This is a genomic window from Brucella sp. GW823-FHT04E01 (genome assembly GCF_058796175.1).
In genome coordinates this window covers 126,146-150,387 of sequence record NZ_JBXAIK010000001.1, presented here as the reverse complement: position 1 = coordinate 150,387, position 24,242 = coordinate 126,146, and the positions used below count along the sequence as shown (strand labels likewise).

Below are 24,242 nucleotides of genomic sequence, written 5' to 3'. Positions count from 1 at the left end.
ATGCGCTCAGGCGGAAAGCTGGCGCAGAACGGCTTCAGCCGACTGCGGAACTGGCATTGGCATTGTTTCAGCCTGTTCATCAGCGTCGATGACGTCAGCGGCTTCCATGCCGTAAAGGTCACGTGATGCCATATCTGTCAGCATCGACGGTGTGCCACGGAATACGATCTTGCCGGCAGACATGCCGACGAGGCGGTCGCAATAGCTGCGCGCAATATCGAGCGAGTGTAGATTGCAGAGGACCGTGATGCCATACTCGCGATTGATGCGGCGCAGGGCGTCCATGACGCTGCGGGTGTTGCGCGGATCGAGCGATGCAATAGGCTCGTCGGCAAGAATAATGCGTGGCTGCTGCACGAGCGCGCGGGCAATCGCCACGCGCTGCTGCTGACCACCCGAAAGTTCATCGGCGCGGTGCGCCGCAAGATGCGCAATATCGAACTGCTGCAGAGCGGAAAGCGCGATCAGGCGTTCTTCGTCGCTCCAGATACGCAGGAGCGACTTGGGCGTCGAAACATAGTTGAGACGCCCCATCAGAACATTGGTCAGAACATCAAGACGATCGACCAGATTGAAGTGCTGGAAAATCATCGCACATTGCGCGCGCCAGTCGCGCAGTCCCGAGCCTTTAAGGCCCGTAACATCACGACCATCCCAGTGAATTGTTCCCTCGGACGGCTCGACAAGGCGATTGATCATACGCAGAAGCGTCGACTTGCCAGCGCCTGAGCGCCCGATAATTCCCACAAACGTGCCCGGCTCGATTTCGAGGTCCACGCCCGAAACCGCCACCTTGTCATTATAGCGGCGCGTTATGTTGTTCAGTTGAAGCATGAATTCGTCTCCATTCATGCTCACTTTGAATTGCTTCCATGACACTGCAATGAAAGCATAATGACGTTTGTGTAAATTTACACACCGCTATAGGGATTTCACCTAAGCAATTGTTTTAACAGTTATTTCCTTCAAATGACGAAGGAAGGTCTCTGTGGATGCATTGACATCACCTGAATTGTCTATTGTGACAACATCTCCGGCATCGTCATCGAAGCTCACTTCACGCGCAAGCCGCGCGGTGATTTCTTCCCGGCTTTCACGACCACGCGACGCAAGCCGTTCTGCCAGAACGTCCGGTCGGGCTGTTATCACGACCACAGAACGTGATTTGTAGAGCCTGCGAATATCGCCAAGCACTCGCCGTGAAACGTTGGCGATCACCACCGTGCCCTCAGCGATTTCATCCTCAAGCGATTTCGGCAATCCATAGCTCAGGCCATGTGCCTGCCAGTGCAGGGCGAAGGCTCCCTCGCCTGCAGCTGTTGCAAAAGATGCTTCATCCAGACTGTCATGATCTTCCGTGCCCGGCATTTGCGGGCGGGTGATGATGCGGCGCACAAAATGAAAACGCGTGTCGCCCGCAAGAGCCACACGCGCTGCATCCATGATCGTATCCTTGCCGGCCCCGCTGGGGCCGACGACGGCGACGAAACAGCCTTTCGGCATATCGGATTGCATCTGCATCAAAGCACCCGATCACCTTCGCGCCAGACCGTGCGGACAACCGGGATTGCACCTTTCGGGCGCACGCGAACGAGATCGGCGCGCTTGCCGATGGCGATTTCGCCGCGATCATCCATGGCCATGGCGTCGGCAGGATTCTTGGTCACGAGGCGGACAGCCTGTGGCAGCGCAATCGGACGTTCGCCCGAAGCAAGGCCGAAAGCCGACTGAATGAGGCTGAACGGAATATAGTCCGAAGACAGGATGTCGAGGCTGCCATTATCGACGAGATCGCGTGCGGCGATATTGCCGGAGTGCGAGCCACCGCGAACGATGTTCGGCGCGCCCATCAGGATCGAGAGGCCTGCGCCTTTCGAAGCATTGGCCGCTTCCATCGTGGTCGGAAACTCGGCAATCCGCACGCCATGGTCGAGCGATTCATCGACATGCGCACTGGTCGCATCGTCATGGCTGGCCAGAACGATGCCACGTGTCGCAGCCATTTCGGCAATGGCGCGGCGATGATTGGCCGAATAGGCGTCCGAATCCGCCATGCGCTTCTCACAATGCACCCGGAACTCCTCATCCGTGAGCTTCATCTTGCGCATGTAATAAGTGCGATAGGTCTCAAGATCAACGAATTGACGCTGTCCCGGCGCATGATCCATCAGCGAAGCGAGTTTGACGCGGTCATCGCCCGCAAAAAGCTCGAATGTTTCAAGGCAATCCGCAGATGACACTTCGCAGCGCAGATGCAGAAAGTGGTCTGCACGCAGGCGATTTTCGCGAACACCGCTTTCAATGGCATCCGCAAGCATCCGCATATCCTTACCAACGAAGTCGCGGTCATAGTCGGAGCCGACACGCATCGCATCGAAAACCGTCGTGATGCCCGATGCTGCAACCTGCGCATCATGGGCCTGAACCGCAGCGTCGACATTCCAGCGCACTTTCGGACGCGGCGCGTAATGGCTTTCGAGCTGGTCGGTGTGCAGCTCGATGAGGCCCGGAATGACATAATCGCCATCCATGTCATCGCCGCCATTGGCATAGCCCTGATCGATGGCTGCAATTTTGCCGTCACGGATCAGGATAGAACCGGAAACAATCTCGTCAGCGAGCACGATCTGCGCATTTTTCAGAACGATTTCATTAGCCATTGGATAGCTCTTTCATGACCGCATTTGTGTTGGCGGCCGTTTCATATTTTGAGAGGAAAGCTTCGATATCGAGCGCACGGAAATCATCGAGCGCCTCATGCAGACGATCATGGCTCCAGTGCCACCAGGCCAGCCGATCCAGACGATTGCCGGTCGCGGCATCGAAACGTTCGCGAATGAGACGCGCAGGCACACCGCCCACAATCGTATAGGGTGCCACGTCCTTGCTCACCACTGCTCCGGCCCCGACAACCGCACCATTGCCAACCGTCACACCCGGCAAAATGGTGGAGCCATGGCCGAGCCATGTGTCGTGACCGATTTTCACGGCATTGCCGCGACGCCACTCGAAAAACTCCGTCTCATCCTTTTCTTCCGGCCAGTAATCACCGGCACGGTAGGTGAAATGATGCAGCGTCGGACGCCATGTCGGATGGTTGGTGGCGTTGATGCGCACATGGCTGGCGATATTGGAAAACTTGCCGATTTCCGTACACCAGATTTCACAATCGACACCGAGATAGGAATAGTCATCGAGCACAGTCTCCGAAACGCGGCTGCGCTCGCCTATCTCTGTGTAGCGACCGATTGTGCAACCGCTGACGATGGCGGTTTCATGCACCAGCGGTTCTACCGATAGCTTGGTCATGCGGCGGCCCTCGGAGAGAAAGCTGTCACGTCGATAATCCGGTCCGCAACCTCCGTACGCACATCTTCATCGTGGAAGATGCCAAGCATGGCGACGCCCTGCTCCTTCTTGGTCTTGATGAGATCAACCACGACAGCCCGGTTCTTCGCATCAAGCGAAGCGGTCGGCTCATCAAGCAGCAACACCGGATGATCCGTGATGAAACCGCGCGCAATATTCACGCGCTGCTGCTCACCGCCGGAGAAGGTTGCAGGTGGCAATACCCAGAGCCGTTCCGGTAGGTTGAGCTGTGACAGAAGCTCGCGAGCGCGGTTCAGCGCAACTTCGCGATCGACGCCACGAGCCACCAATGGCTCCGCAACGACATCGATTGCCGCCACGCGCGGCAATGTGCGCAGAAACTGGCTGACATAACCAATCGTATCACGACGCACCGCCAGCACTTCGCGCGGATCGGCTGTAGCCAGATCCACCATACGGTCTTCGTGACGAATGAGGATCGAACCTGCATTCACGGCATAATTGCCATAGACCATCTTGAGAATGGAGCTTTTACCGGCACCGGAAGGTCCGCCAAGCACGGCGCATTCGCCTGCTTCCAGATTGAAGTCCACGTTACTTACGACTGGCAACTGAATGCCACCCTGCAAGTGCATCGTGAACGTCTTCGCCAGACCCGACACCGCCAGCGGAGAGGATGTTCTAACTTGTGTCATTTCTCACCTCACGCATGAAGTTTCGCTAATTTACGAACAACACGCTGCAAACATCTGTTTTAATTTACTAAACCTGCAAAATAGACGACACGAGCAGTTGCGTATATGGCGCCTGCGGGTCATCCAGCACGCGGTCGGTCAGGCCCTGTTCGACAATATGGCCGTCTTTCATGACCATGATGCGATGGGACAGAAGCCGGGCTACGGCAAGATCGTGAGTAACGATAATCACCGACAGACCAAGATCGCTGACGAGGCCGCGCAACAGATCGAGAAGACGTGCCTGCACAGACACATCGAGACCGCCGGTCGGTTCATCCATGAAAACAAGTCGCGGAGCCGTCACCAGATTGCGGGCAATCTGCAAGCGCTGACGCATGCCGCCAGAGAAGGCACGCGGCTGATCGTCGATACGGTCGGAAGCGATTTCGACACGTCCCAGCCATTCCGTGGCCGTCGAGCGGATATTGCCATAGTGTCGCTCACCAACAGCCATCAGGCGTTCGCCGACATTGGCACCAGCCGAAACCGTCATACGCAATCCGTCTGCCGGGTTCTGGTGCACAAAACCCCAGTCGGTCCGCATCAGGAAACGGCGTTCCGCTTCACCAATCTTGTAGAGATCGCGGAATTCACCGTCACGCATCCGGTATTCGACGGTGCCGGAAGTCGGCTCCAGACGGGTTGCCAGACTGTTCAGGAGCGTCGTCTTGCCCGAACCGGATTCGCCGACGATGGCCAGCACTTCGCCTGGCCACAGATTAAAGGAAATGTCTGCACAGCCACGGCGATTGCCGTAAAACTTCGACAGGCTGTTTACTCTGAGCAGGGGTTCGCTGTTCATTTTACGGTCTCCTTGGCCGCGGCCTCCTTGTTTGCAGCCAGATGACCGAAATGGCCGTTGGCCTGACGGTCTTCGCAAAAATCAGTGTCGGAGCAGACGAACATCGAGCCGCCGCGATCATCGAGCACGACTTCATCCAGATAGACACCCTTGGCACCGCACAGCGCACAGGGTTCCTTGAACTTCTGCACTTCGAACGGATGATCCTCGAAATCGAGGCTGACCACCTGCGTATAGGGCGGGACGGCATAAATGCGCTTTTCACGACCGGCGCCGAACAGCTGCAATGCCGGAGACATATGCATTTTCGGATTGTCGAATTTCGGCGTTGGCGAAGGCGCCATCACATAGCGGCCTTCGATCATCACCGGATAATCGTAGGTCTTGGCGATATGACCGTGGCGCGCAATATCTTCATAAAGCTTCACATGCATGAGGCCATATTCGGCAAGCGCATGCATCTTGCGAGTTTCCGTTTCGCGTGGCTCCAGAAAACGCAGCGGTTCCGGGATCGGCACCTGATAGACAATCACCTGCCCCTCGGTCAGCGGATATTCCGGGATACGGTGGCGGGTCTGGATGATGGTCGCCTCGCCCGTATGGGTGGTGACGGCGACATCGGCAGTCTTCTGGAAGAAGGCGCGGATGGAAACGGCATTGGTCGTGTCATCGGCACCCTGATCGATGACCTTCAGCACATCATCCGGCCCCAGAATGGCAGCCGTCACCTGCACGCCGCCGGTGCCCCATCCATAAGGCATCGGCATTTCACGGCTGGCAAAAGGCACCTGATAGCCCGGTATTGCGATGGCCTTCAGGATGGCGCGGCGGATCATCCGCTTGGTCTGTTCGTCCAGATAGGCGAAGTTATAATTGGCCAGATCGCTCATTCTGCGGCCTCCTTCGTTACGCCTTCAGTCTCATTGTGCGCTTGGTCATATTCCGCACGCATGCGGCGGATGAGGTCGAGTTCTGCCTGGAAATCCACGTAATGCGGCAGTTTCAGATGCTCGACGAAACCCGTCGCCTGCACATTGTCGGAATGCGAGATGACGAATTCCTCGTCCTCGGCAGGTGCCGTCACATCCGCATCGAATTCCCGCACGCGCAGTGCACGGTCGCAGAGCGACATGGACATGGCCTTGCGTTCGCTCTGGCCGAACACCAGACCGTAACCGCGCGTGAATTGCGGCGGCTGCTTGGCCGATCCCTTGAACTGATTGACCATCTGGCATTCGGTCAGCTGCACGCGACCGAGCGAGACGGCAAAACCAAGTTCGGGCACGTCGAACTCGACATCCACTTCGCCAATGCGGATTTCGCCGACGAAAGGATGGTTATTGCCATAGCCGCGCTGGGTGGAATAGCCGAGTGCCAGCAGGAAACCTTCATCACCGCGTGCCAATGCCTGAAGGCGCAGATCGCGTTCCATCGGGAATGTCCACGGTTCGCGAGTCAGGTCGCCCGGTTCGTGACCTTCCGGCAGGGAACCATCATCCTCGATCATGCCAACCGCACCAAGAATATCGGTTACACGCGGCGTCTCTTCCTTCACGGCTTCCCGCATTTCGGGTTCCGGAACGGCAACATCACCGGCCAGATCTGGGTCGAGCAGACGGTGCGTGTAATCAAAGGTCGGTCCGAGCAACTGACCGCCCGGCAGATCCTTGTAGGTCGCAGAAATGCGACGTTCGATCAGCATTTCAGCGGTTTCCATCGGCCGCGAATAGCCAAAACGCGGCAAGGTTGTGCGGTAGGCGCGCACCAGAAAGATTGCCTCGATCAGATCGCCGCGCGACTGACGAACAGCAAGTGCCGCCAGTTCGCGATCATAGAGCGAACCTTCGGCCATGACGCGATCAACCGCCAGCGCCAGCTGTTCGGCAATCTGGTCGAGACGCAGAGCCGGAACCGAACGATCGCCGCGACGACGATCATCGAGAAGACGGTGGGCATTATGGATGGCCGTTTCGCCACCCTTTACGGCAACATACATTTTCAGCCCTCCAGAGCGGAAACGCGGGTTGTGCGGGGAAGCGCTGCAACAGCGCCGTCGCTGACCAGAACAAGATCAACGCCGAGCGGGTATTGTGCGCCGTTCTCACGCCATTGCTGGATGAAGTCCTGCGGCAGGCCATCAACCTGAAGTGCACGTTCGCCATCAATACCGGGGCCTTTCAGCACAAAGCCCTGTCCGCTTGTCAGCGACGCAACCGCGAGGACAACGGTTGTCGAACGGTCGGGAAATTCGGCGTCGCCCTGTGAAAACCCTGCCAGAGACGGCAGCAGCGAAACATTGCTGGCTAGAGCGAATTGTGCGGCATCCGCACTTTCGACACGCGGCGCGCCCGTGTGGAAAGTAAGCCAGGCGGTTGCGCTTTCATCAGCTGCTATCGCTGCATCGCACCAGACAGTCGCATCGTGATCGAGCAGGGTTGCTGCAATAACGCCCAGTTCAGGCGTCAGCGGTTGCGGTGGTGCGGCTGTGTGCGCCAATGGATAAATGCGACCGGGATTAGCCATGGCGTGCATGACGGCATGAAAAACCGACTGCGCATTCGTCACCGGATCGACAAAGCCACCCTCAAACGCGGAGGAAGTGCTGTTTTCGAGAGAAAAAGGAAGCATCAATTGTCTCCCCGGACCATTGTGAAGAAATCGACCTTAGTAGCGGCGGCTTCGCCGCGCAGCTTGACGTCGGCATCGTCCAGCCGCTTGCGCAAGACATTCAGCACTTGTGCCTCCACGGCATCGCGATGGCCTTCATCGAGCCACAATGCATCAAAGACAGCGGCAAGCCGCGCCTTTTCCTGATCGCGACCGAGCGCATAAGAGTGACCGACAGAACCGTCGGAGAGCCGCACCGTAGCGCGCGTCACCGTTGCCTCGCCGACATTGAAGGGTGCGCCGCCGCCGCCAATGCGGCCACGCAGCATTACGAGACCGGTTTCCGGTCCGCGCAGAACTTCAAATTCCGGCTTGTTGGACCATGCCTGCCAGAAAGCTTGCAGCTCTTCGCCGCTTGCACGTGCAAGAACTGCCATGCTTGCCTGCCGTGCGGCTTGAACTGAATCTGGCACTGCATCCGGCACCGTTCCGCTTTCAGTGGCGGAACCGGCTCCGCCTCCCTTCGCACTTTGCTCCGTACCGTACATGAGCTTCCCTGCCCTGTTAGTTCCAGAGCGCGCTTTGACCTGATTGCATCAGATCGTCGCTCTGGAGTTTGTTTTGAGGCGCATCTTGTCCGAAAACCGTTTCATGTTTTTCGGGATGCACTCCCGTTGACTTGCTCTCTCAAATTGTCTAGTTATATAGACAACTATACAATACCAGAATGATTACACCCTGCCAATGACAGGACGATGACAGTTGATGACAAAGACCAGACGAATTGAGAGAAACAGCGGCGTGGCCATCTGGCGGCAGATTGCCGACGAGATACGCGGTGAGATCAGGGCTGGCAGGCTTCAGTCGGGTGCGCGTATGCCCGCCGAGATGGAACTTGCCGACAGGTTTGGAGTCAATCGCCATACGGTGCGCAGCGCCATTGCCGCGCTGACGCAGGAAGGCGTGCTGCGTGCCGAGCAAGGGCGCGGCACCTTCGTTGCCAATGCAAAGCGCCTCACCTACCAGATCGGACGTCGCACCCGCATTTCGCAATCGCTGGCTTCGCAGGTGCGCGACATGAAGGGCGCGCTGCTCGCTTCCGGCACAGCGCCTGCCTCTCAGGATATAGCCGAGGCGCTAGAGATCGAGCCTGGTTCACCGGTCCTGCGGCTGGAAACCTTGCACAGCGCTGACGGACGCCCTGTGTCGCGCGCAACGCTCTGGATCAGTGCCGAACAATTTCCGGAAATTGCCGAGGATTATGCGGAAAGCGGTTCCATCACCGTGGCTTTCCGAAAAGCAGGTATTGCCGATTACTTCCGTAAATCGACAATCATATCCGCCCGCCATGCGGATTCAGATGATCTGAAACATTTGAAGCTTTCGCCCGGCGCTATTGTACTGACGGCCAAGGCGATCAATGTGAACACCGATGGAGTGCCAATCCAGTATTCGCTGACACGGTTTTCAGCGGATAATATGGAGTTTTCTATCGACACGTATCCCGGTGACCCGCAGATGAACGACATGAACTGAAGCATGCTAGCGCTGAACTGCTCTCGAAGCTGTTATGAACGCGCTCAATCCAGACAGGACATTTCCAATGACCGTGACCATTTTTCATAATCCGAAATGCGGCACCTCGCGCAATACGCTGGCAATGATCCGTGCCAGTGGCGAAGAGCCCGTCATCATCGAATATGTGCAGAATCCACCCACGCGGAAACGTCTGCTCGGTCTGCTGGCGGCAATGAACATGACACCACGCGAACTGCTGCGCGAGAAAGGCACACCCTATGCTGAACTCGGGCTGTCCGATCCGAAATGGACTGACGACGAGCTGATCGATTTCATGATGGCTCATCCAATTCTGATCAACCGGCCCATCGTCGAAACGCCGCGCGGCACCAGGCTTTGCCGTCCCTCTGAGCTGGTTCTGCCGCTTCTGGAAAACCCGGTCGCATCATTCACCAAAGAAGACGGCGAGCAGGTTACATCTGAGGGCAAATCACGCTGACGAGCTCGCGATCAGACATCATTTTTCCTAGAAAATCGGAAGTATGATCCAATAAAAAAGGCGCTGTAAAACAGCGCCTTATCGTAATTCACTTATAAACTGGATTATATTCGTTCTCAGAACGGAATTTCGTCGTCCAGATCGCGCGAGAAGCCACCGCTGCTGCCACCCTGATTGGATGGGCCAGACGAGCCGAAATCACCGCCGCCACCGGAATAATCAGACATCTGGTTACGGTTGCCGCCACCGCCGCCGAACGAACGGCCTTCACCGCCGCCTTCACCACGGCTATCGAGCATCTGCAGCTCACCACGGAACTTCTGCAGCACGACTTCCGTCGAATAACGGTCATTGCCGTTCTGATCCTGCCATTTGCGGGTCTGGAGCGCGCCTTCGATGTAAACCTTGGCGCCCTTCTTCAGATATTGTTCCGCAACCTTGGCGAGGTTCTCATTGAAGATGACAACGCTGTGCCATTCGGTGCGGTCCTTGCGTTCGCCGCTCTGACGGTCGCGCCAGCTTTCCGACGTTGCAATGCGCAGATTGGCAACCACGTCGCCGGAATTCAGACGACGAATTTCCGGATCGGCACCAAGATTGCCGACCAGAATGACTTTATTGACACTACCAGCCATCGAAAATTACTCCGGGTCTTGCATGCACACCCTTTCCGCACTGCTTCGCGCGGACAAGAGGCACTTTTCAAATGAAAGATCAGGCGCAACAATGCGCCATCACCAGAAACTCATATGTTCACCTTACAGGACTGGCTCAAAGCGCGCTCAATCCGGGCCGGTGAATTCTTCAATGTCCACAGAGTTTATGTTCTTGTTTTGTTCAAAATGCAACCTTCCGACATTAAAAAGCCTCGCGTTCGCCATAAATTTCAGTGGGCTTTTGCACCGTTTACCGCGCTGATAATGCAGTTTGCCTCATTTCAGGGGCTGAAACTGCATCTGCCTTAATTTCAAAACAGCCTTGCCGACAACCTTCATAAAGCAATAGCTGCCTGCGCTTGGCAAACGGGATCAGCTTCCAAGGAAAAGCCCTGCCGCTCACTGTATCTTTGGCGCGCAGGGCTTGGGGTTTGAGCAATGCTCATGTGTCGACATTAATTCGTCGGCAGGTCTTTTCGGATCGCAAAGGCGCACGGCCATTTGCATTCCGCGCAAATTCAAATTGTCGGCAATCACACTTTCGATCAACGAGGCATCATTCCTTGCGAAAAGATGCTGCCGCAACCGAAACGGATTGTGCTTTCATCTCTGTGAAAGCTAGGCACTGTAGTCAGGTGGACTCATGCTCCTTTACCTCCCTACTGGGTCTCCCCGCCTCCTGCGGACCTCTTGCCGATGCCGTGTCATCCCACCGCGGCACCTCTCCGCTATCAGCGAGTAAGGGTAGTCTGCTCCTGTCAGGAGTGACAGTCAACGCTCTTGCGTTCACATTTCGTATCGCCTATCAGAAGGCTGGTTGTTCGATATTTGTTCTAATGATAAGAGTGCACCGATGAATGACCGGAGCCCCCTTCTTATTGGAGGGTTTCACCCCATATTAGACACCGGCGCGACGTGTTTTACCATTCGGCGCCCGTTATCCATGGCATCATGAGCAGGCAGGACGCGGAATGAGCGATCAGAAATTCATTTCCATACGTGGCGCGCGCGAACACAATCTGAAAAATGTCGATCTCGATCTGCCTCGCGACAAGCTGATCGTGATGACGGGGCTTTCCGGCTCGGGCAAATCCTCGCTTGCCTTCGACACGATCTATGCGGAAGGCCAGCGCCGTTATGTCGAAAGTCTTTCGGCCTATGCGCGCCAGTTCCTCGAAATGATGCAGAAGCCGGATGTCGACCAGATCGACGGCCTATCTCCTGCCATTTCCATTGAACAGAAGACGACGAGCCGCAATCCGCGTTCGACGGTCGGCACCGTCACCGAAATCTACGACTATATGCGCCTGCTCTTTGCGCGCGTGGGCGTGCCCTATTCGCCTGCAACCGGCCTTCCCATTGAGAGCCAGACCGTCAGCCAGATGGTTGATCGGGTCATGGCGCTGGAAGAAGGCACGCGCCTTTATATCCTCGCGCCCATCGTTCGTGGCCGCAAGGGCGAGTACAAGAAGGAGCTGGCAGAGCTTCAGAAGAAGGGCTTTCAGCGCGTCAAGGTGGACGGCACCTTCTATGAAATCTCCGACGTTCCGGCGCTGGACAAGAAGTACAAGCACGACATCGATGTTGTGGTGGACCGTGTCGTGGTGCGGCCTGACCTGTCGACCCGCCTCGCCGACAGTCTTGAAACCTGCCTCAAGCTTGCCGAAGGTCTGGCCGTTGCCGAGTTTGCCGACAAGCCACTGCCGCCTGAAGAAACGGCTGAAGGTGGTGCTGCCAACAAGTCGGCCAACGAAACGCATGAGCGCATTCTGTTTTCGGAAAAGTTTGCCTGCCCGGTTTCCGGTTTCACCATTCCAGAAATCGAACCGCGCCTGTTCTCGTTCAACAACCCGTTCGGCGCCTGCCCGACCTGTGATGGTCTCGGCACGCAGCAGGCCATTGATCCGAACCTGATCGTTCCCGACGAAACGGCAGTGTTGAAGGACGGCGCGATTGCCCCATGGGCGCGGTCCTCGTCGCCCTATTACAATCAGACGCTGGAAGCGCTTGGCAAAGCCTATGGCTTCAAGATCGGCGCGCGCTGGGTTGATCTTTCGGAAGAAGCCCAGCAGGCCATTCTCTATGGCACCAAGGGCAAGGAAATCACCTTCCAGTATGATGACGGCCTGCGTTCCTACCAGACGACGAAGCCTTTTGAGGGCGTGATCCCCAATCTGGAACGCCGCTGGAAGGAGACCGATTCCGCCTGGTCGCGCGAAGATATTGAGCGCTTCATGGCCTCGACCCCCTGCCCTTCCTGTAACGGCTACCGCCTGAAGCCGGAAGCGCTTGCGGTTAAGGTTGGCATGAAGCATGTTGGCGAGATCACGGAAATGTCGATCCGCAAGGCCGACGCCTGGTTCCGCGACATTGATAGCAGCTTTAACGACAAGCAGCGCGAGATTGCCGCCCGCATTCTCAAGGAAATCCGGGAGCGCCTGCAGTTCCTCAACGATGTCGGCCTCGACTATCTGACGCTGGCGCGCAATTCCGGCACGCTGTCGGGCGGTGAAAGCCAGCGTATCCGTCTTGCCTCGCAGATCGGCTCTGGCCTGACCGGCGTGCTTTACGTGCTGGATGAACCATCCATCGGCCTGCATCAGCGTGATAATGCGCGTCTCCTCGACACGCTGCGCCATCTGCGCGATCTCGGCAACACGGTCATCGTGGTCGAACATGACGAAGATGCGATCCTGACTGCCGACTATGTGGTCGATATCGGCCCTGCGGCAGGTGTCCATGGCGGCAAGATCATCGCTCAAGGGTCGCCGCAGGACGTGATGTCCAATGCGAACTCGCTGACTGGCAAATATCTGTCAGGCGCGATGGAAGTTGCCGTTCCGGCGGAACGCCGCAAGATTTCAAAGTCCAAGCGCATCAAGGTCGTCGGCGCGCGCGGCAACAATCTGAAAAATGTCTCGGCGGATATTCCGCTTGGAACCTTTACCGCTGTCACCGGCGTTTCAGGCGGCGGCAAGTCCACCTTTCTGATTGAAACCCTGTTCAAGGCCGCTTCGCGCCGCATCATGGGTTCACGTGAGCATCCGGCTGAGCATGACCGTATTGAGGGACTGGAGTTCCTCGACAAGGTGATCGATATCGACCAGTCGCCGATTGGTCGTACGCCTCGTTCCAACCCGGCAACCTATACGGGTGCCTTCACGCCGATCCGCGACTGGTTTGCGGGGCTGCCGGAAGCCAAGGCGCGCGGTTATCAGGCGGGCCGCTTCTCGTTCAATGTGAAGGGCGGACGCTGCGAGGCTTGCCAGGGCGATGGCGTCATCAAGATCGAGATGCACTTCCTGCCGGATGTCTATGTGACTTGTGATGTCTGTCACGGCAAACGCTATAACCGCGAAACGCTGGAAGTCCTGTTCAAGGGCAAGTCCATCGCCGATGTGCTGGATATGACAGTCGAGGAAGGCGCGGAGTTTTTCTCAGCCGTGCCTGCGGTGCGCGACAAGATGGAAACGCTCGTTAAGGTGGGTCTCGGCTATATCAAGGTCGGCCAGCAGGCGACGACGCTTTCGGGTGGTGAAGCGCAGCGCGTGAAGCTTGCCAAGGAACTGTCACGCCGCGCAACGGGCCGCACGCTCTATATTCTGGACGAACCGACAACCGGCCTGCACTTCCACGATGTGGCGAAGCTGCTCGAAGTGCTGCACGAGTTGGTGGAACAGGGCAACACAGTCGTTGTGATCGAGCATAATCTCGAAGTCATCAAGACTGCCGACTGGGTGATCGACCTTGGACCGGAAGGTGGCGATGGCGGCGGCGAGATTGTTGCCGTGGGCCGTCCGGAAGACATCGTGCAGGAGAAACGCTCCTACACCGGCCACTTCCTCAAGGAACTGCTGGAACGCCGCCCCAAGCGCAGTTCAGAGGCTGCTGAATAAGCGGCAGGCAAAGAGAGTTATTGGAAGCCGGGCCCAGTGCCCGGCTTTTTTGCGGATACTCCTCTGTCTGAGCGGGCAAGGACCTGAGAATAAAAACGTTAGTCGCTATAACGGCCAGCGCGGTCACATCATGCCCTGAGGCAATATACGACTTTCTAATACTCCGGGTCTGTTCCCGATCTCGAATTTATACGCCGGGACTCATAGCTTGTTCACGCCCGGCAAGACTGCGTTCTGAATGGCTTCTGCGACATATGCGAGGTTCGTTTGCAGTCGGAGGTTCGGGTAACGGAGATCCAGAACAATGGCTTATGACGAACTCAGAACCAGATTGCGCGGAGTAACAACCGCTCTTGTTACCCCATTTGAAAACGGAGAAGTGGCGCACAAGGCTTTCGCCGAGTTGGTGGAGTGGCAGATTGGAGAAGGCATCCATGCTCTTTCTCCCTGTGGCACGACCGGGGAGGCCCCAACTCTCAATACGGCGGAAAAGATCAGCCTCATCAAAACCTGTGTTGACGTCTCTGCAGGACGTGTACCCATTGTTGCAGGAACAGGCACCAACGATACTGTATCGACAATTGCATTGACGAGCGCTGCAGCTGCCTGCGGTGCTGACGCCGCCCTGATTGTGACGCCATACTATAACTGTCCGTCTCAGGAAGGCTTGTATCGCCACTTCGAAGCGGTGGCTCGCAATGTTCAGATACCAATCATCCTTTATAATGTCCCGAAGCGAACCGGCGTCGATCTTTCTCTGGAAACTATCGAACGGCTGAGTGAACTCCCGACCGTCATTGGTATCAAGGACGCGACTGGTGAACTCGACCGGCCCAAACGCATCGTTCGTCGTATAGACGATCGGCTGATACAACTATCAGGACATGACGCGACCGCCGTTTCCTTCAATCTTGAGGGGGGAGACGGAATGATTTCAGTCATATCGAATGTGCTTCCAGCAACCACTGTCGAACTTTACGAAGCCTGTAAGCGAGCCGATGCCTGCGCTGCCAGAACGCTCGGCTTCAAATTGAAGCCTCTTCTGACTGCCATGGAACAGGATACCAATCCCGTTCCGGTGAAGTACGCCTTGCACCATCGGCGCGGTCTCTCGCCAGATGTACGGCTGCCGTTGGTTGGCGTCAGCGAAGAAACCGCCAGCGCCATTCGTCGGGCCTGTGCTGCCATTGACCATGTGGAAGAAACACCCTCGGCGCTCATAGCGCAGCATCAGCAAGCGGTACTTTCCATCACACTGGCGGCGCGCTGAAACACCGCCAGCCTAGCCCCCCAGCAATTGAAACATTCGTGTAACCATCAGAAGTGAGGTTTCGATCATGTACGGAAAATTGGGCCTGTTTTTACACCTAAGCAAAGCAAAGCGTACGCATGCAGGGTCCCGGAACATCAGTTCAGCCATTACCGAGGAAGAATTGCGCCAGGACATCAGCATACTGCTCCGCTTGATGACCGTGATTGGAGCCGGCGTTCTGGTGACGTTCCTCATCATGCAACTTACACAGTGAATGCGGTTGCGTCTCTGGATGGAGCACTCGCTATGACCACAAAAAACCAGAGAAACGCCGCCGTTCCACTGCCGCGCTTTATCGTCGACAAGGAAGCCGCACGGCGCTGGGTCGTCTATGACCGGCTGGGACTTGTCGGGGGACTTTTCACAGATCGCGTATCAGCACTGCGTTTTGTGAAGTCCATTTGTGATACGCGGCCTGCTGCTACCTACAGACTTTCTCGTAAAGGCACATTGTGCACCGATATGATCTTCGGGAAGCGCACTTCCCTGCTGAAGATCGTCCGCTAGTCCATTGAGCCGCCAAATGGTGTCATTTGGCGGTGCAATCTAATAAGATTAGCCGAGCATTCTTTCACTCATGAAAAACCCGGATATATTTTTCGACTGGCTGCTACCATTGGCAGCCGTTTTCGCACTGGCCAGAATCCTGACGGATATTTTTGGTTCTTAGAAACCAACATCCAGTTGCAAGCACTCATTCACGCTTACTACACTTACGAAAAAAGCCCGGCAATGCCGGGCCTTCTCGACAGCCATTCGCGATCATGCCGCGATGGCTGGAAATTTAACGTCACGATCCGTTCGAAGAGCTTTCACTCTCCAGATCATGATTAGCCGTTTACGGCGTCCTTCAGGCCCTTGCCAGCCGAGAACTTCGGCACATTGCGAGCCGGAATAGCAACTTCCTTGCCGGTCGATGGGTTACGGCCGGTCGAGGCAGCGCGATGCGAAACGGAGAAAACGCCGAAGCCAGGCAGACGGACTTCTTCACCAGCCTTCAGGGCGCCGGTAACAGCGGCGAGTACGGCGTCAACAGCAGTACCGGCATCAGCCTTCGTCAAACCGCCCTTTTCCGCAACTGCGGCAACCAATTCGTTCTTGTTCATTGGCATTTCCTTTCTTTATCTACCGGAACGGATAACGTGACCGGATTGGTCGGAGTTTATTCAAATCGTTTCACAAACCAAGCCTGTCAACGTGAAAAACCCCCGGAAAACCGGGGTTAAACACAGAAATGCCGGGCAAATTGCCCGGCATTTCAATTGTTGGTCCTGATAGACGCCTTCCAGCGGGGCAATCTGACTGAAACAGAATCGCCCGCTGGACGTTCATTTCGGTGCATTACCTGTAAGCAAACCGCTTCGCACGTTTGCCGGAAATGCCTTAATGAGCGGTCGTGGCCCCTGCTTCTTCCTCGACCGAAGGCACGGTCGCCGGGGTTGCCGGCTCGGTCCATTCAATCGGCTCAGGTTCGCGAACCAGAGCATGCTTGAGGACTTCACCCACGCGAGACACCGGAACGATCTCAAGACTGTTCTTCACATTGTCCGGAATATCCGCCAGATCCTTGGCGTTTTCTTCTGGGATCAGAACCTTCTTGATGCCGCCGCGCAGAGCTGCGAGGAGCTTTTCCTTCAGGCCGCCGATTGGCAGGACACGACCGCGCAGGGTGACCTCACCCGTCATTGCGATGTCCTTGCGAACCGGAATGCCGGTCAGCACGGATACGATCGCCGTGACCATGGCGATACCGGCGGACGGACCGTCCTTCGGCGTTGCACCCTCCGGCACGTGCACGTGGATGTCGCGCTTGTCGAACAACGGAGGTTCGATGCCGAAATCGATGGCACGCGAGCGGACATAGGAAGCCGCTGCGGAGATCGATTCCTTCATCACGTCGCGGAGGTTACCCGTGACAGTCATGCGGCCCTTGCCGGGCATCATGACACCTTCGATGGTCAGCAATTCACCGCCAACTTCCGTCCAGGCAAGACCTGTCACAACGCCAACCTGATCTTCGCCGTCGATCTGACCGAAGCGGAACCGCTCGACACCCAGATAGTCGGAGAGGTTCTTTTCGGTGACTTTCACCGACTTCTTCTTCGACTTCAGGATTTCGGTCACGGCCTTACGTGCCAGAGTCATCAATTCGCGTTCGAGGCTACGCACACCTGCTTCCCGCGTGTAGAGGCGGATAACATTGCGCAGCGCATCGTCCGTGACCGAAAACTCCTTCGGCTGCAGGGCATGATCCTTGATTGCCTTCGGCAACAGGTGCCGCTTGGCGATCTCGAGCTTTTCATCCTCGGTGTAGCCGGCGATACGGATGACTTCCATACGATCCAGCAATGGACCGGGAATATTCAGCGTATTTGCCGTCGTCACGAACATGACGTTCGACAGATCATATTCCACCTCAAGGTAGTGATCCATGAAGGTCGAGTTCTGTTCCGGATCCAGCACCTCAAGCATGGCCGATGACGGATCGCCGCGGAAATCCTGGCCCATCTTGTCGATTTCATCGAGCAGGAAGAGCGGGTTGGACTTCTTCGCCTTCTTCATCGACTGGATGACCTTGCCGGGCATCGAACCGATATAGGTACGGCGGTGACCGCGGATTTCAGCCTCGTCACGCACGCCGCCGAGCGACATACGGACATATTCACGGCCGGTAGCCTTGGCAATCGAACGGGCAAGCGAGGTCTTGCCGACGCCGGGAGGTCCGACGAGGCAAAGGATCGGGCCCTTGATCTTGGTCGAGCGAGCCTGCACCGCGAGATATTCGACAATGCGCTCCTTGACCTTTTCCAGACCAAAGTGATCGTCACCGAGTACGCCTTCGGCAAAGTTCAGGTCCTGCTTGATCTTCGACTTCTTGCCCCACGGAATGGACAGCAGCCAGTCGAGATAGTTGCGGACGACCGTTGCTTCGGCAGACATCGGGCTCATGCTGCGCAGCTTCTTCAGCTCAGCCTGGGCCTTTTCGCGGGCTTCCTTGGAGAGCTTGGTCTTGCTGATGCGTTCTTCGAGTTCAGCCGCTTCATCGCGACCATCCTCGCCATCGCCAAGCTCCTTCTGGATCGCCTTCATCTGCTCGTTGAGATAGTATTCGCGCTGCGTCTTCTCCATCTGGCGCTTGACGCGGCTGCGGATACGCTTCTCAACCTGGAGAACCGAAATTTCGGCTTCCATGAAGGAAAGTGCCTTCTCGAGGCGCTCGCGCACCGAGAGGATCGACAGCATTTCCTGCTTCTCGGGAATCTTGATCGCGAGATGCGAGGCAACCGTATCGGCAAGCTTCGAATAGTCATCGATCTGGCTGGCAGCGCCAACCACTTCCGGCGAAATCTTCTTGTTCAGCTTGACGTAGTTTTCGAAGTCGGAAACCACCGAGCGGGCAAGCGCCTCGATCTCGACGGCATCTTCTTCAGGCTCCGGCAACGCTGCAGCATAGGCCTCGTGATAATCTTCGCGGTCGGTAAACTTGGAAACCTTGGCGCGCGCCGTGCCTTCGACCAGCACCTTGACGGTGCCGTCCGGCAGCTTCAGGAGCTGCAATACGTTGGCAATCGTGCCGATTTCATAAATCGCGTCCGGTGCCGGATCGTCATCGGCAGCGTTTTTCTGGGTGGCAAGCAGAATCTGCTTGTCCACGCCCATCACTTCCTCCAGCGCGCGAATGGACTTTTCGCGGCCGACAAAAAGCGGAACGATCATATGCGGGAAAACGACAATGTCACGCAACGGCAAAACGGCATAGAGCCCGTCCGAACCGCCCGCTTCAGAACCACCCAATGGGGTCTTCTGTTCAGTACCCGTCATAACTCAAGTCCTTTCTCAGGTCTTTCAACCTGACTGCCACGTCCGCGCCCCCTTTCATCATGAGGCAGGTCACGAATGTGCTTCGTTCCATACTTGGAGAGCCGAACCCGGCAATTCAATAGCCTCGATCGGGACGGCTTTCATAGAATCGTCATCTATCCTGCGCTGTACCGTCATTAAGTACAATATCTAGCTTAGGCTGTACCCCGATTGCTGCGCCTGCAATAGTGACAGGATCAGCCCGGCGCAAGTTTGCACATGAAAAAGGCCGCTTACGCGGCCTTTTTATGGATTAGGTGCCCCCGCTTAAGCGGAAACATTACCCTTTTCATCCTGGCGCTCGGCATAGATATAGAGCGGACGGGCGCTGCCATCCACCACATCGCCGGAAATGACAACTTCCTGCACGCCTTCCAGCGTCGGAAGCTCGAACATCGTGTCGAGCAGGATCTTTTCCATGATCGAACGCAGACCGCGTGCACCCGTCTTGCGCTCGACCGCCTTGTTGGCAATCGCCCGCAGGGCGTCGTCGTGGAAGCTCAGCTCGACACTTTCCATGTCGAACAGGCGCTGATACTGCTTCACGAGCGCATTCTTCGGCTCGGTCAGGATCTGCACCAGAGCATCGACATCGAGGTCTTCGAGCGTCGCGATCACCGGCAGACGACCGACGAATTCCGGAATGAGGCCGAACTTCAGAAGATCTTCCGGCTCCAGTTCCCTGAAGACATCACCGATACGGCGCTCATCGACCGAACGAACGGTAGCGCCGAAGCCGATGGACGTCTTCTCGCCGCGTGCGGAGATGATCTTGTCGAGACCGGCAAATGCGCCGCCGCAGATGAAGAGGATGTTCGTCGTGTCCACCTGCAGGAATTCCTGCTGCGGATGCTTGCGGCCACCTTGCGGCGGCACGGAAGCGACGGTGCCTTCCATGATCTTCAGAAGCGCCTGCTGGACGCCCTCGCCCGACACGTCGCGCGTGATGGACGGGTTATCCGACTTGCGGCTGATCTTGTCGACTTCGTCGATATAGACGATGCCGCGCTGCGCACGTTCCACATTGTAATCGGCGGCCTGAAGCAGCTTCAGGATGATGTTCTCGACATCTTCACCGACATAGCCTGCTTCCGTCAGTGTCGTCGCATCGGCCATGGTGAATGGCACATCGATGATGCGTGCGAGCGTCTGGGCAAGATAGGTCTTGCCGCAACCCGTCGGACCGACGAGAAGAATGTTCGACTTCGCAAGCTCGATATCGCTGCTCTTGGACTGATGGGCGAGACGCTTGTAATGATTGTGTACCGCAACCGACAGAACGCGCTTGGCATCCTTCTGACCGATGACGTAATCGTCAAGGACGGCCATGATTTCCTGCGGCGTAGGCACGCCCTCGCGCGACTTCACCATCGAGGATTTGTTTTCCTCGCGGATGATGTCCATGCAGAGTTCGACGCACTCGTCGCAGATGAAAACGGTCGGGCCTGCAATCAGCTTGCGCACTTCATGCTGGCTTTTGCCGCAGAACGAGCAATAAAGCGTATTCTTGGAATCGCCGCCGCTGTTGCTGACTTTGCTCATCGCAGTTTCCTTTCAATTGACCGAAATGAACCTTGGGCGTTCATATCGATCGTTTCTTCCGGTTCGGACCCAGTGCTGGAGGAGAAACGCGCCTCCCGCCGGTCACAACGGCAGCAGATACGCGCTGCCTGTCATGTAGGGCCTGTAGTCTCAGGATTCCTGTCACCGTATGGCTCCCCGACCGAAGGAGCCATTTGGCGACTTTTGCAGAAGCTGCACCGTCGAACAAATGAAAAATAAGTTCCCGGCAAAGATTCGGCATAATCTGACCAAGTTTAGCGCCCCGAACCCCAACAGATGCTTAACGTGGCGCGTTAACCATCACGTAGTTGCAAGAATTGGGCCCCTTTTGTGGCAAAGGGCGCTAAAAACGGGTGCGAGCCGGAGATTCCGGCTCTTACTTCGATTCGTCCGCGCCCACGTCACGCGATTCAACCACCTTGTCGATAAGGCCGAATTCGAGCGCTTCCTGCGCGGTCATGAAATGGTCGCGGTCGAGCGTGCGTTCGATCGTCTCGTAATCGCGGCCCGTGTGCTTGACGTAGATCTCGTTCAGGCGGCGCTTCATCTTGATGATGTCCTGCGCATGACGTTCGATGTCCGAAGCCTGTCCCTGGAAACCGCCCGATGGCTGGTGAACCATGATGCGGGCATTCGGCAGCGCATAACGCTGGCCTGTCGCACCGGCGGTCAGGAGCAGCGAGCCCATCGAAGCAGCCTGCCCCATGCAAAGCGTGGAAACCGGCGGACGGATGAACTGCATCGTGTCATAGATCGCCATGCCGGAGGTTACGACGCCGCCAGGCGAATTGATGTACATGTTGATCTCTTTCTTCGGGTTTTCTGCCTCGAGAAAGAGAAGCTGTGCGCAAACCAGCATCGACATTCCGTCTTCAACCGGTCCGTTCACGAAGATGATGCGCTCCTTGAGAAGGCGCGAGAAAATATCATAGGCCCGTTCGCCACGGTTGGTCTGCTCAACCACCATCGGGACGAGGTTCATGACGGTTTCGATCGGATCTCTCATTATGGGCCTCTGGATATATTTATGGCGAAGTGAATAGTTCTGAATCGTAAGTGTTCCATACATAGGGCGTTGCGCCCCTGTTCCGCAAGTGGCGTAGCGTTACCTGCCTCACTCCCAATCCGACTCCGGCTTTTCGGGGCGAATGCCGCGCTTCTCGTCCAGCGTTTTGCGGGCCACTTCGGTCAGTCGCGCCTTGATGCGAACGGAGCCATCTTCCAGATTCTCGCGTTCGACGCTGCTGCCATGCTGGTAAATCCAGTCGAGAAGATGGAGCTCGAATGGTGACAGCACAACATCGACCGGGCCGAGCGAGCCCGCTATCCGGGTTTCGATAAGTGAAAGCAACCTGTCAACACCTTCACCGGTAATGGCTGACAGAGGGATCGGGCGCCCCTCCTCACTACCGGCGGCGGCCAGACGCAGGGCGGCTTCGCGCCCGCTTTCGTCAAGGTTGTCGATCTTGTTCCAGATTTCGACGACACGCTTACGGTCCTGCGGCTCGATGCCCAGCCCAGAAAGAATGCTTTCCACGTCTTCCGCCTGCGCGGCATTGTCCGGATCGGAAATGTCGCGGACATGCAGGATCAGATCCGCCTCCACCACTTCTTCAAGGGTGGCACGGAAGGCCGCGACGAGATGGTGCGGCAGGTTCGAAATGAACCCGACCGTATCCGACAGGATAACCGTTTCACCATGCGGAAGGCGAATACGCCGCAATGTCGGATCGAGCGTGGCGAAGAGCATGTCTTCGGCCAACACTTCCGCACCCGTCATGCGGTTGAAAAGCGTAGATTTTCCAGCGTTGGTATAACCGACAAGTGCCACGATCGGATGCGGCACCTTGCGCCGCTTCTGACGATGCAGTGTGCGTGTGCGCACCACCGTTTCAAGCTCGCGCTTGATCTTCAGAATCTTGTCCTGCAGCAAGCGGCGGTCGGCTTCGATCTGGGTTTCACCCGGACCACCGAGGAAGCCGCCACCACCGCGCTGACGCTCAAGGTGGGTCCAGCTTCTGACCAGACGGCCCTTCTGATAATTCAGATGCGCCAGCTCGACCTGCAAGGCACCTTCCTTGGTGCGCGCGCGTTCACCGAAAATTTCGAGAATGAGCCCGGTGCGGTCGATGACCTTGACGTTCCATTCCTTTTCGAGATTGCGCTGCTGTACCGGTGTCAGTGCGTGATCGACGATGACCAGCCCGATAGCCTTTTCCTTGACGGTTTCGGCGATGGATTCCACCTTTCCCGCGCCAAGCAAGGTCGCAGGCCGTGGATTGGCGACAATCGCGATTTCGGCATGTTCGATGTCGAGATTGATTGCCCGGGCAAGCCCGACGGCTTCCTCCAGGCGCGCCTCGTTCGAGCGCTGAAATTCGGGGCGAGCCCCGTCTTCCGCCGACGTGCCCGTATTATATCGCTCCGGCAGGACGGGAACGATGACGGCTGCCCTTGTGGGCTCTGGTTCTGAAAGCTCGAAAGCCTTGTCTGCATCGGCAGATGTCGGCTTTTTATCCTTGAACTTGGACAAATATATTCACTCCGGGACGCGGAACCTATTGTCGATGCATTTGGCTGAAAAAATCAGGTCAATGCACTATCTGCCAATGCAGATAAGTCGCCGCTAAAGCTGTTTCAAATGAAAGACGCCCCGGATTGTTTAAACATGACGAACCGGACAGGCAGAGCGTGTCCGGTTATCATCAGCAGAAACAAAACTGGAGCGAAACGACTTGGAGCATGTCTCCCGAAAGTGGGAACCGGTTTCGGGACAAAGACATGCGTAAAAAAATTATAGAGCATTTCCAATGATTCAATCAAAACAGGAAAAGCTCTAAGTCATCGCGCTCCAGTGGAATTCGCAAAGCGTCAGGCTTCTTCGCCTTCGAACATCTGCACAGGCTGGCTTGGCATGATCGTCGAAATCGCATGCTTGTAGACAAGCTGCGAATGACCGTCACGGCGCAGAAGCACGCAGAAATTATCAAACGACGTTACAATGCCGGTCAGTTTCACGCCATTGATAAGAAAAATCGTCAGGGAAATTTTCTGCTTACGTACAGAATTCAGAAAAAGGTCTTGTAGATTTTGCGATCGTTCAGCCATTGTTTTTATTCCTTTAATCGATCAGCAGCCAGCTCGCGATGTGTTAAACGAACACGCGCATGCACATAAATCAAGCACCGGAGCGTGCAAAACCGGGGCTCGACTGCAATTGCTGTGGAAAGACAACTGCTTCGCTATTTAGCTTCGGTTAACAGGATGGGAATCTTTGCGCAACCGTCAATTTCATTAGTCGCCCGGCAAATTCCGTCAGGCGAGATGGTTTCGTTATCTCAACCGGCCACGACAAGCTCTTCATTTAATGGCGATTCAAGCAGTGGCTGCGTGAAATCTATCGTGCGATCCAAAAACTTCCGGGCCGGAGCGAAACGAACGTTCCAATCCGACAGGAGTTT

The 24,242-nt window shown here is 56.4% G+C and carries 22 protein-coding genes and 1 pseudogene; 5 read left to right on the top strand and 18 right to left on the bottom strand.

Going from position 1 to position 24,242, the window contains the following annotated elements; all coding sequences use genetic code 11:
• Nucleotides 1-6 precede the first annotated feature (6 nt).
• From phnC to phnG, 10 genes are all read right to left on the bottom strand, one after another.
• Nucleotides 7-834: a phosphonate ABC transporter ATP-binding protein gene (gene phnC, locus AC1RHM_RS00715; RefSeq protein ID WP_012092077.1), complete on the bottom strand. Its 828-nt coding sequence runs from the start codon at nt 832-834 to the stop codon at nt 7-9.
• Between the two features lie 102 nt (nt 835-936).
• On the bottom strand, nt 937-1,515 hold the full coding sequence (gene phnN / locus AC1RHM_RS00710; RefSeq protein WP_151576395.1) for a phosphonate metabolism protein/1,5-bisphosphokinase (PRPP-forming) PhnN: 579 nt from the start codon (nt 1,513-1,515) through the stop codon (nt 937-939).
• Between the two features lie 5 nt (nt 1,516-1,520).
• The gene (locus AC1RHM_RS00705; protein ID WP_029924865.1) at nt 1,521-2,660 is read right to left on the bottom strand and encodes an alpha-D-ribose 1-methylphosphonate 5-triphosphate diphosphatase; all 1,140 of its coding nucleotides are present in this window, start codon (nt 2,658-2,660) and stop codon (nt 1,521-1,523) included.
• Nucleotides 2,653-3,309, bottom strand: coding sequence for a DapH/DapD/GlmU-related protein (locus AC1RHM_RS00700; protein WP_492332337.1), 657 nt, complete (start codon nt 3,307-3,309; stop codon nt 2,653-2,655). The genes AC1RHM_RS00705 and AC1RHM_RS00700 overlap by 8 nt, the downstream gene beginning before the upstream one ends.
• The gene (gene phnL, locus AC1RHM_RS00695; protein ID WP_151576365.1) at nt 3,306-4,025 is read right to left on the bottom strand and encodes a phosphonate C-P lyase system protein PhnL; all 720 of its coding nucleotides are present in this window, start codon (nt 4,023-4,025) and stop codon (nt 3,306-3,308) included. The genes AC1RHM_RS00700 and phnL overlap by 4 nt, the downstream gene beginning before the upstream one ends.
• A gap of 67 nt (nt 4,026-4,092) precedes the next feature.
• Complete coding sequence (gene phnK, locus AC1RHM_RS00690) at nt 4,093-4,869, bottom strand: phosphonate C-P lyase system protein PhnK (RefSeq protein WP_010660129.1); 777 nt, start codon at nt 4,867-4,869, stop codon at nt 4,093-4,095.
• Nucleotides 4,866-5,759: an alpha-D-ribose 1-methylphosphonate 5-phosphate C-P-lyase PhnJ gene (locus AC1RHM_RS00685; protein ID WP_012092082.1), complete on the bottom strand. Its 894-nt coding sequence runs from the start codon at nt 5,757-5,759 to the stop codon at nt 4,866-4,868. Before AC1RHM_RS00685 ends, phnK begins: the two co-directional genes overlap by 4 nt.
• Nucleotides 5,756-6,865: a carbon-phosphorus lyase complex subunit gene (locus AC1RHM_RS00680; RefSeq protein WP_010660131.1), complete on the bottom strand. Its 1,110-nt coding sequence runs from the start codon at nt 6,863-6,865 to the stop codon at nt 5,756-5,758. The genes AC1RHM_RS00685 and AC1RHM_RS00680 overlap by 4 nt, the downstream gene beginning before the upstream one ends.
• Before the next feature lie 2 nt (nt 6,866-6,867).
• A complete protein-coding gene (gene phnH, locus AC1RHM_RS00675; RefSeq protein WP_151576367.1) occupies nt 6,868-7,497 on the bottom strand; it encodes a phosphonate C-P lyase system protein PhnH in 630 nt (209 codons plus the stop codon).
• A complete protein-coding gene (gene phnG / locus AC1RHM_RS00670) occupies nt 7,497-8,024 on the bottom strand; it encodes a phosphonate C-P lyase system protein PhnG (RefSeq protein WP_080641751.1) in 528 nt (175 codons plus the stop codon). The genes phnH and phnG overlap by 1 nt, the downstream gene beginning before the upstream one ends.
• 214 nt (nt 8,025-8,238) lie before the next feature.
• On the opposite strand from phnG, the gene phnF reads away from it, so the two are divergent.
• A complete protein-coding gene (gene phnF, locus AC1RHM_RS00665) occupies nt 8,239-9,012 on the top strand; it encodes a phosphonate metabolism transcriptional regulator PhnF (RefSeq protein ID WP_166942007.1) in 774 nt (257 codons plus the stop codon).
• A gap of 67 nt (nt 9,013-9,079) precedes the next feature.
• A complete protein-coding gene (gene arsC / locus AC1RHM_RS00660; RefSeq protein ID WP_151576369.1) occupies nt 9,080-9,493 on the top strand; it encodes an arsenate reductase (glutaredoxin) in 414 nt (137 codons plus the stop codon).
• A gap of 116 nt (nt 9,494-9,609) precedes the next feature.
• On the opposite strand, the gene ssb is transcribed toward arsC, so the two are convergent.
• Complete coding sequence (gene ssb, locus AC1RHM_RS00655) at nt 9,610-10,128, bottom strand: single-stranded DNA-binding protein (protein WP_029924876.1); 519 nt, start codon at nt 10,126-10,128, stop codon at nt 9,610-9,612.
• A gap of 992 nt (nt 10,129-11,120) precedes the next feature.
• Between ssb and uvrA the strand changes: the two genes are divergently transcribed.
• The 3 genes from uvrA (at nt 11,121) to AC1RHM_RS00640 (ending at nt 15,864) form a co-directional block, all read left to right on the top strand.
• Nucleotides 11,121-14,045 carry an excinuclease ABC subunit UvrA gene (uvrA, locus tag AC1RHM_RS00650; RefSeq protein WP_151576371.1) on the top strand — a complete coding sequence of 975 codons (2,925 nt, stop codon included), beginning with the start codon at nt 11,121-11,123 and terminating at the stop codon, nt 14,043-14,045.
• 304 nt (nt 14,046-14,349) lie between these two features.
• Complete coding sequence (gene dapA, locus AC1RHM_RS00645; RefSeq protein WP_036584097.1) at nt 14,350-15,315, top strand: 4-hydroxy-tetrahydrodipicolinate synthase; 966 nt, start codon at nt 14,350-14,352, stop codon at nt 15,313-15,315.
• A 288-nt stretch (nt 15,316-15,603) separates the two neighbouring features.
• Complete coding sequence (locus AC1RHM_RS00640; protein WP_010660141.1) at nt 15,604-15,864, top strand: hypothetical protein; 261 nt, start codon at nt 15,604-15,606, stop codon at nt 15,862-15,864.
• A 323-nt stretch (nt 15,865-16,187) separates the two neighbouring features.
• On the opposite strand, the gene AC1RHM_RS00635 is transcribed toward AC1RHM_RS00640, so the two are convergent.
• The 7 genes and pseudogenes from AC1RHM_RS00635 to AC1RHM_RS00605 all read right to left on the bottom strand — a co-directional run bounded on the left by AC1RHM_RS00635 (nt 16,188) and on the right by AC1RHM_RS00605 (nt 24,107).
• A complete protein-coding gene (locus AC1RHM_RS00635) occupies nt 16,188-16,463 on the bottom strand; it encodes an HU family DNA-binding protein (RefSeq protein ID WP_006470422.1) in 276 nt (91 codons plus the stop codon).
• 277 nt (nt 16,464-16,740) lie between these two features.
• Complete coding sequence (lon, locus tag AC1RHM_RS00630; RefSeq protein ID WP_010660142.1) at nt 16,741-19,179, bottom strand: endopeptidase La; 2,439 nt, start codon at nt 19,177-19,179, stop codon at nt 16,741-16,743.
• Nucleotides 19,180-19,485: 306 nt separating this feature from the next.
• Nucleotides 19,486-20,760, bottom strand: a complete 1,275-nt coding sequence (clpX, locus tag AC1RHM_RS00625; protein WP_010660143.1) for an ATP-dependent Clp protease ATP-binding subunit ClpX — start codon at nt 20,758-20,760, stop codon at nt 19,486-19,488.
• 397 nt (nt 20,761-21,157) lie between these two features.
• Nucleotides 21,158-21,787: an ATP-dependent Clp endopeptidase proteolytic subunit ClpP gene (gene clpP / locus AC1RHM_RS00620; RefSeq protein WP_010660144.1), complete on the bottom strand. Its 630-nt coding sequence runs from the start codon at nt 21,785-21,787 to the stop codon at nt 21,158-21,160.
• Between the two features lie 108 nt (nt 21,788-21,895).
• Nucleotides 21,896-23,314, bottom strand: a complete 1,419-nt coding sequence (gene hflX, locus AC1RHM_RS00615; protein WP_012092092.1) for a GTPase HflX — start codon at nt 23,312-23,314, stop codon at nt 21,896-21,898.
• 338 nt (nt 23,315-23,652) lie between these two features.
• Nucleotides 23,653-23,889, bottom strand: coding sequence for an RNA chaperone Hfq (gene hfq / locus AC1RHM_RS00610; protein WP_002964239.1), 237 nt, complete (start codon nt 23,887-23,889; stop codon nt 23,653-23,655).
• 5 nt (nt 23,890-23,894) lie between these two features.
• A pseudogene (locus AC1RHM_RS00605) lies at nt 23,895-24,107 on the bottom strand (hypothetical protein).
• Nucleotides 24,108-24,242: the final 135 nt, after the last annotated feature.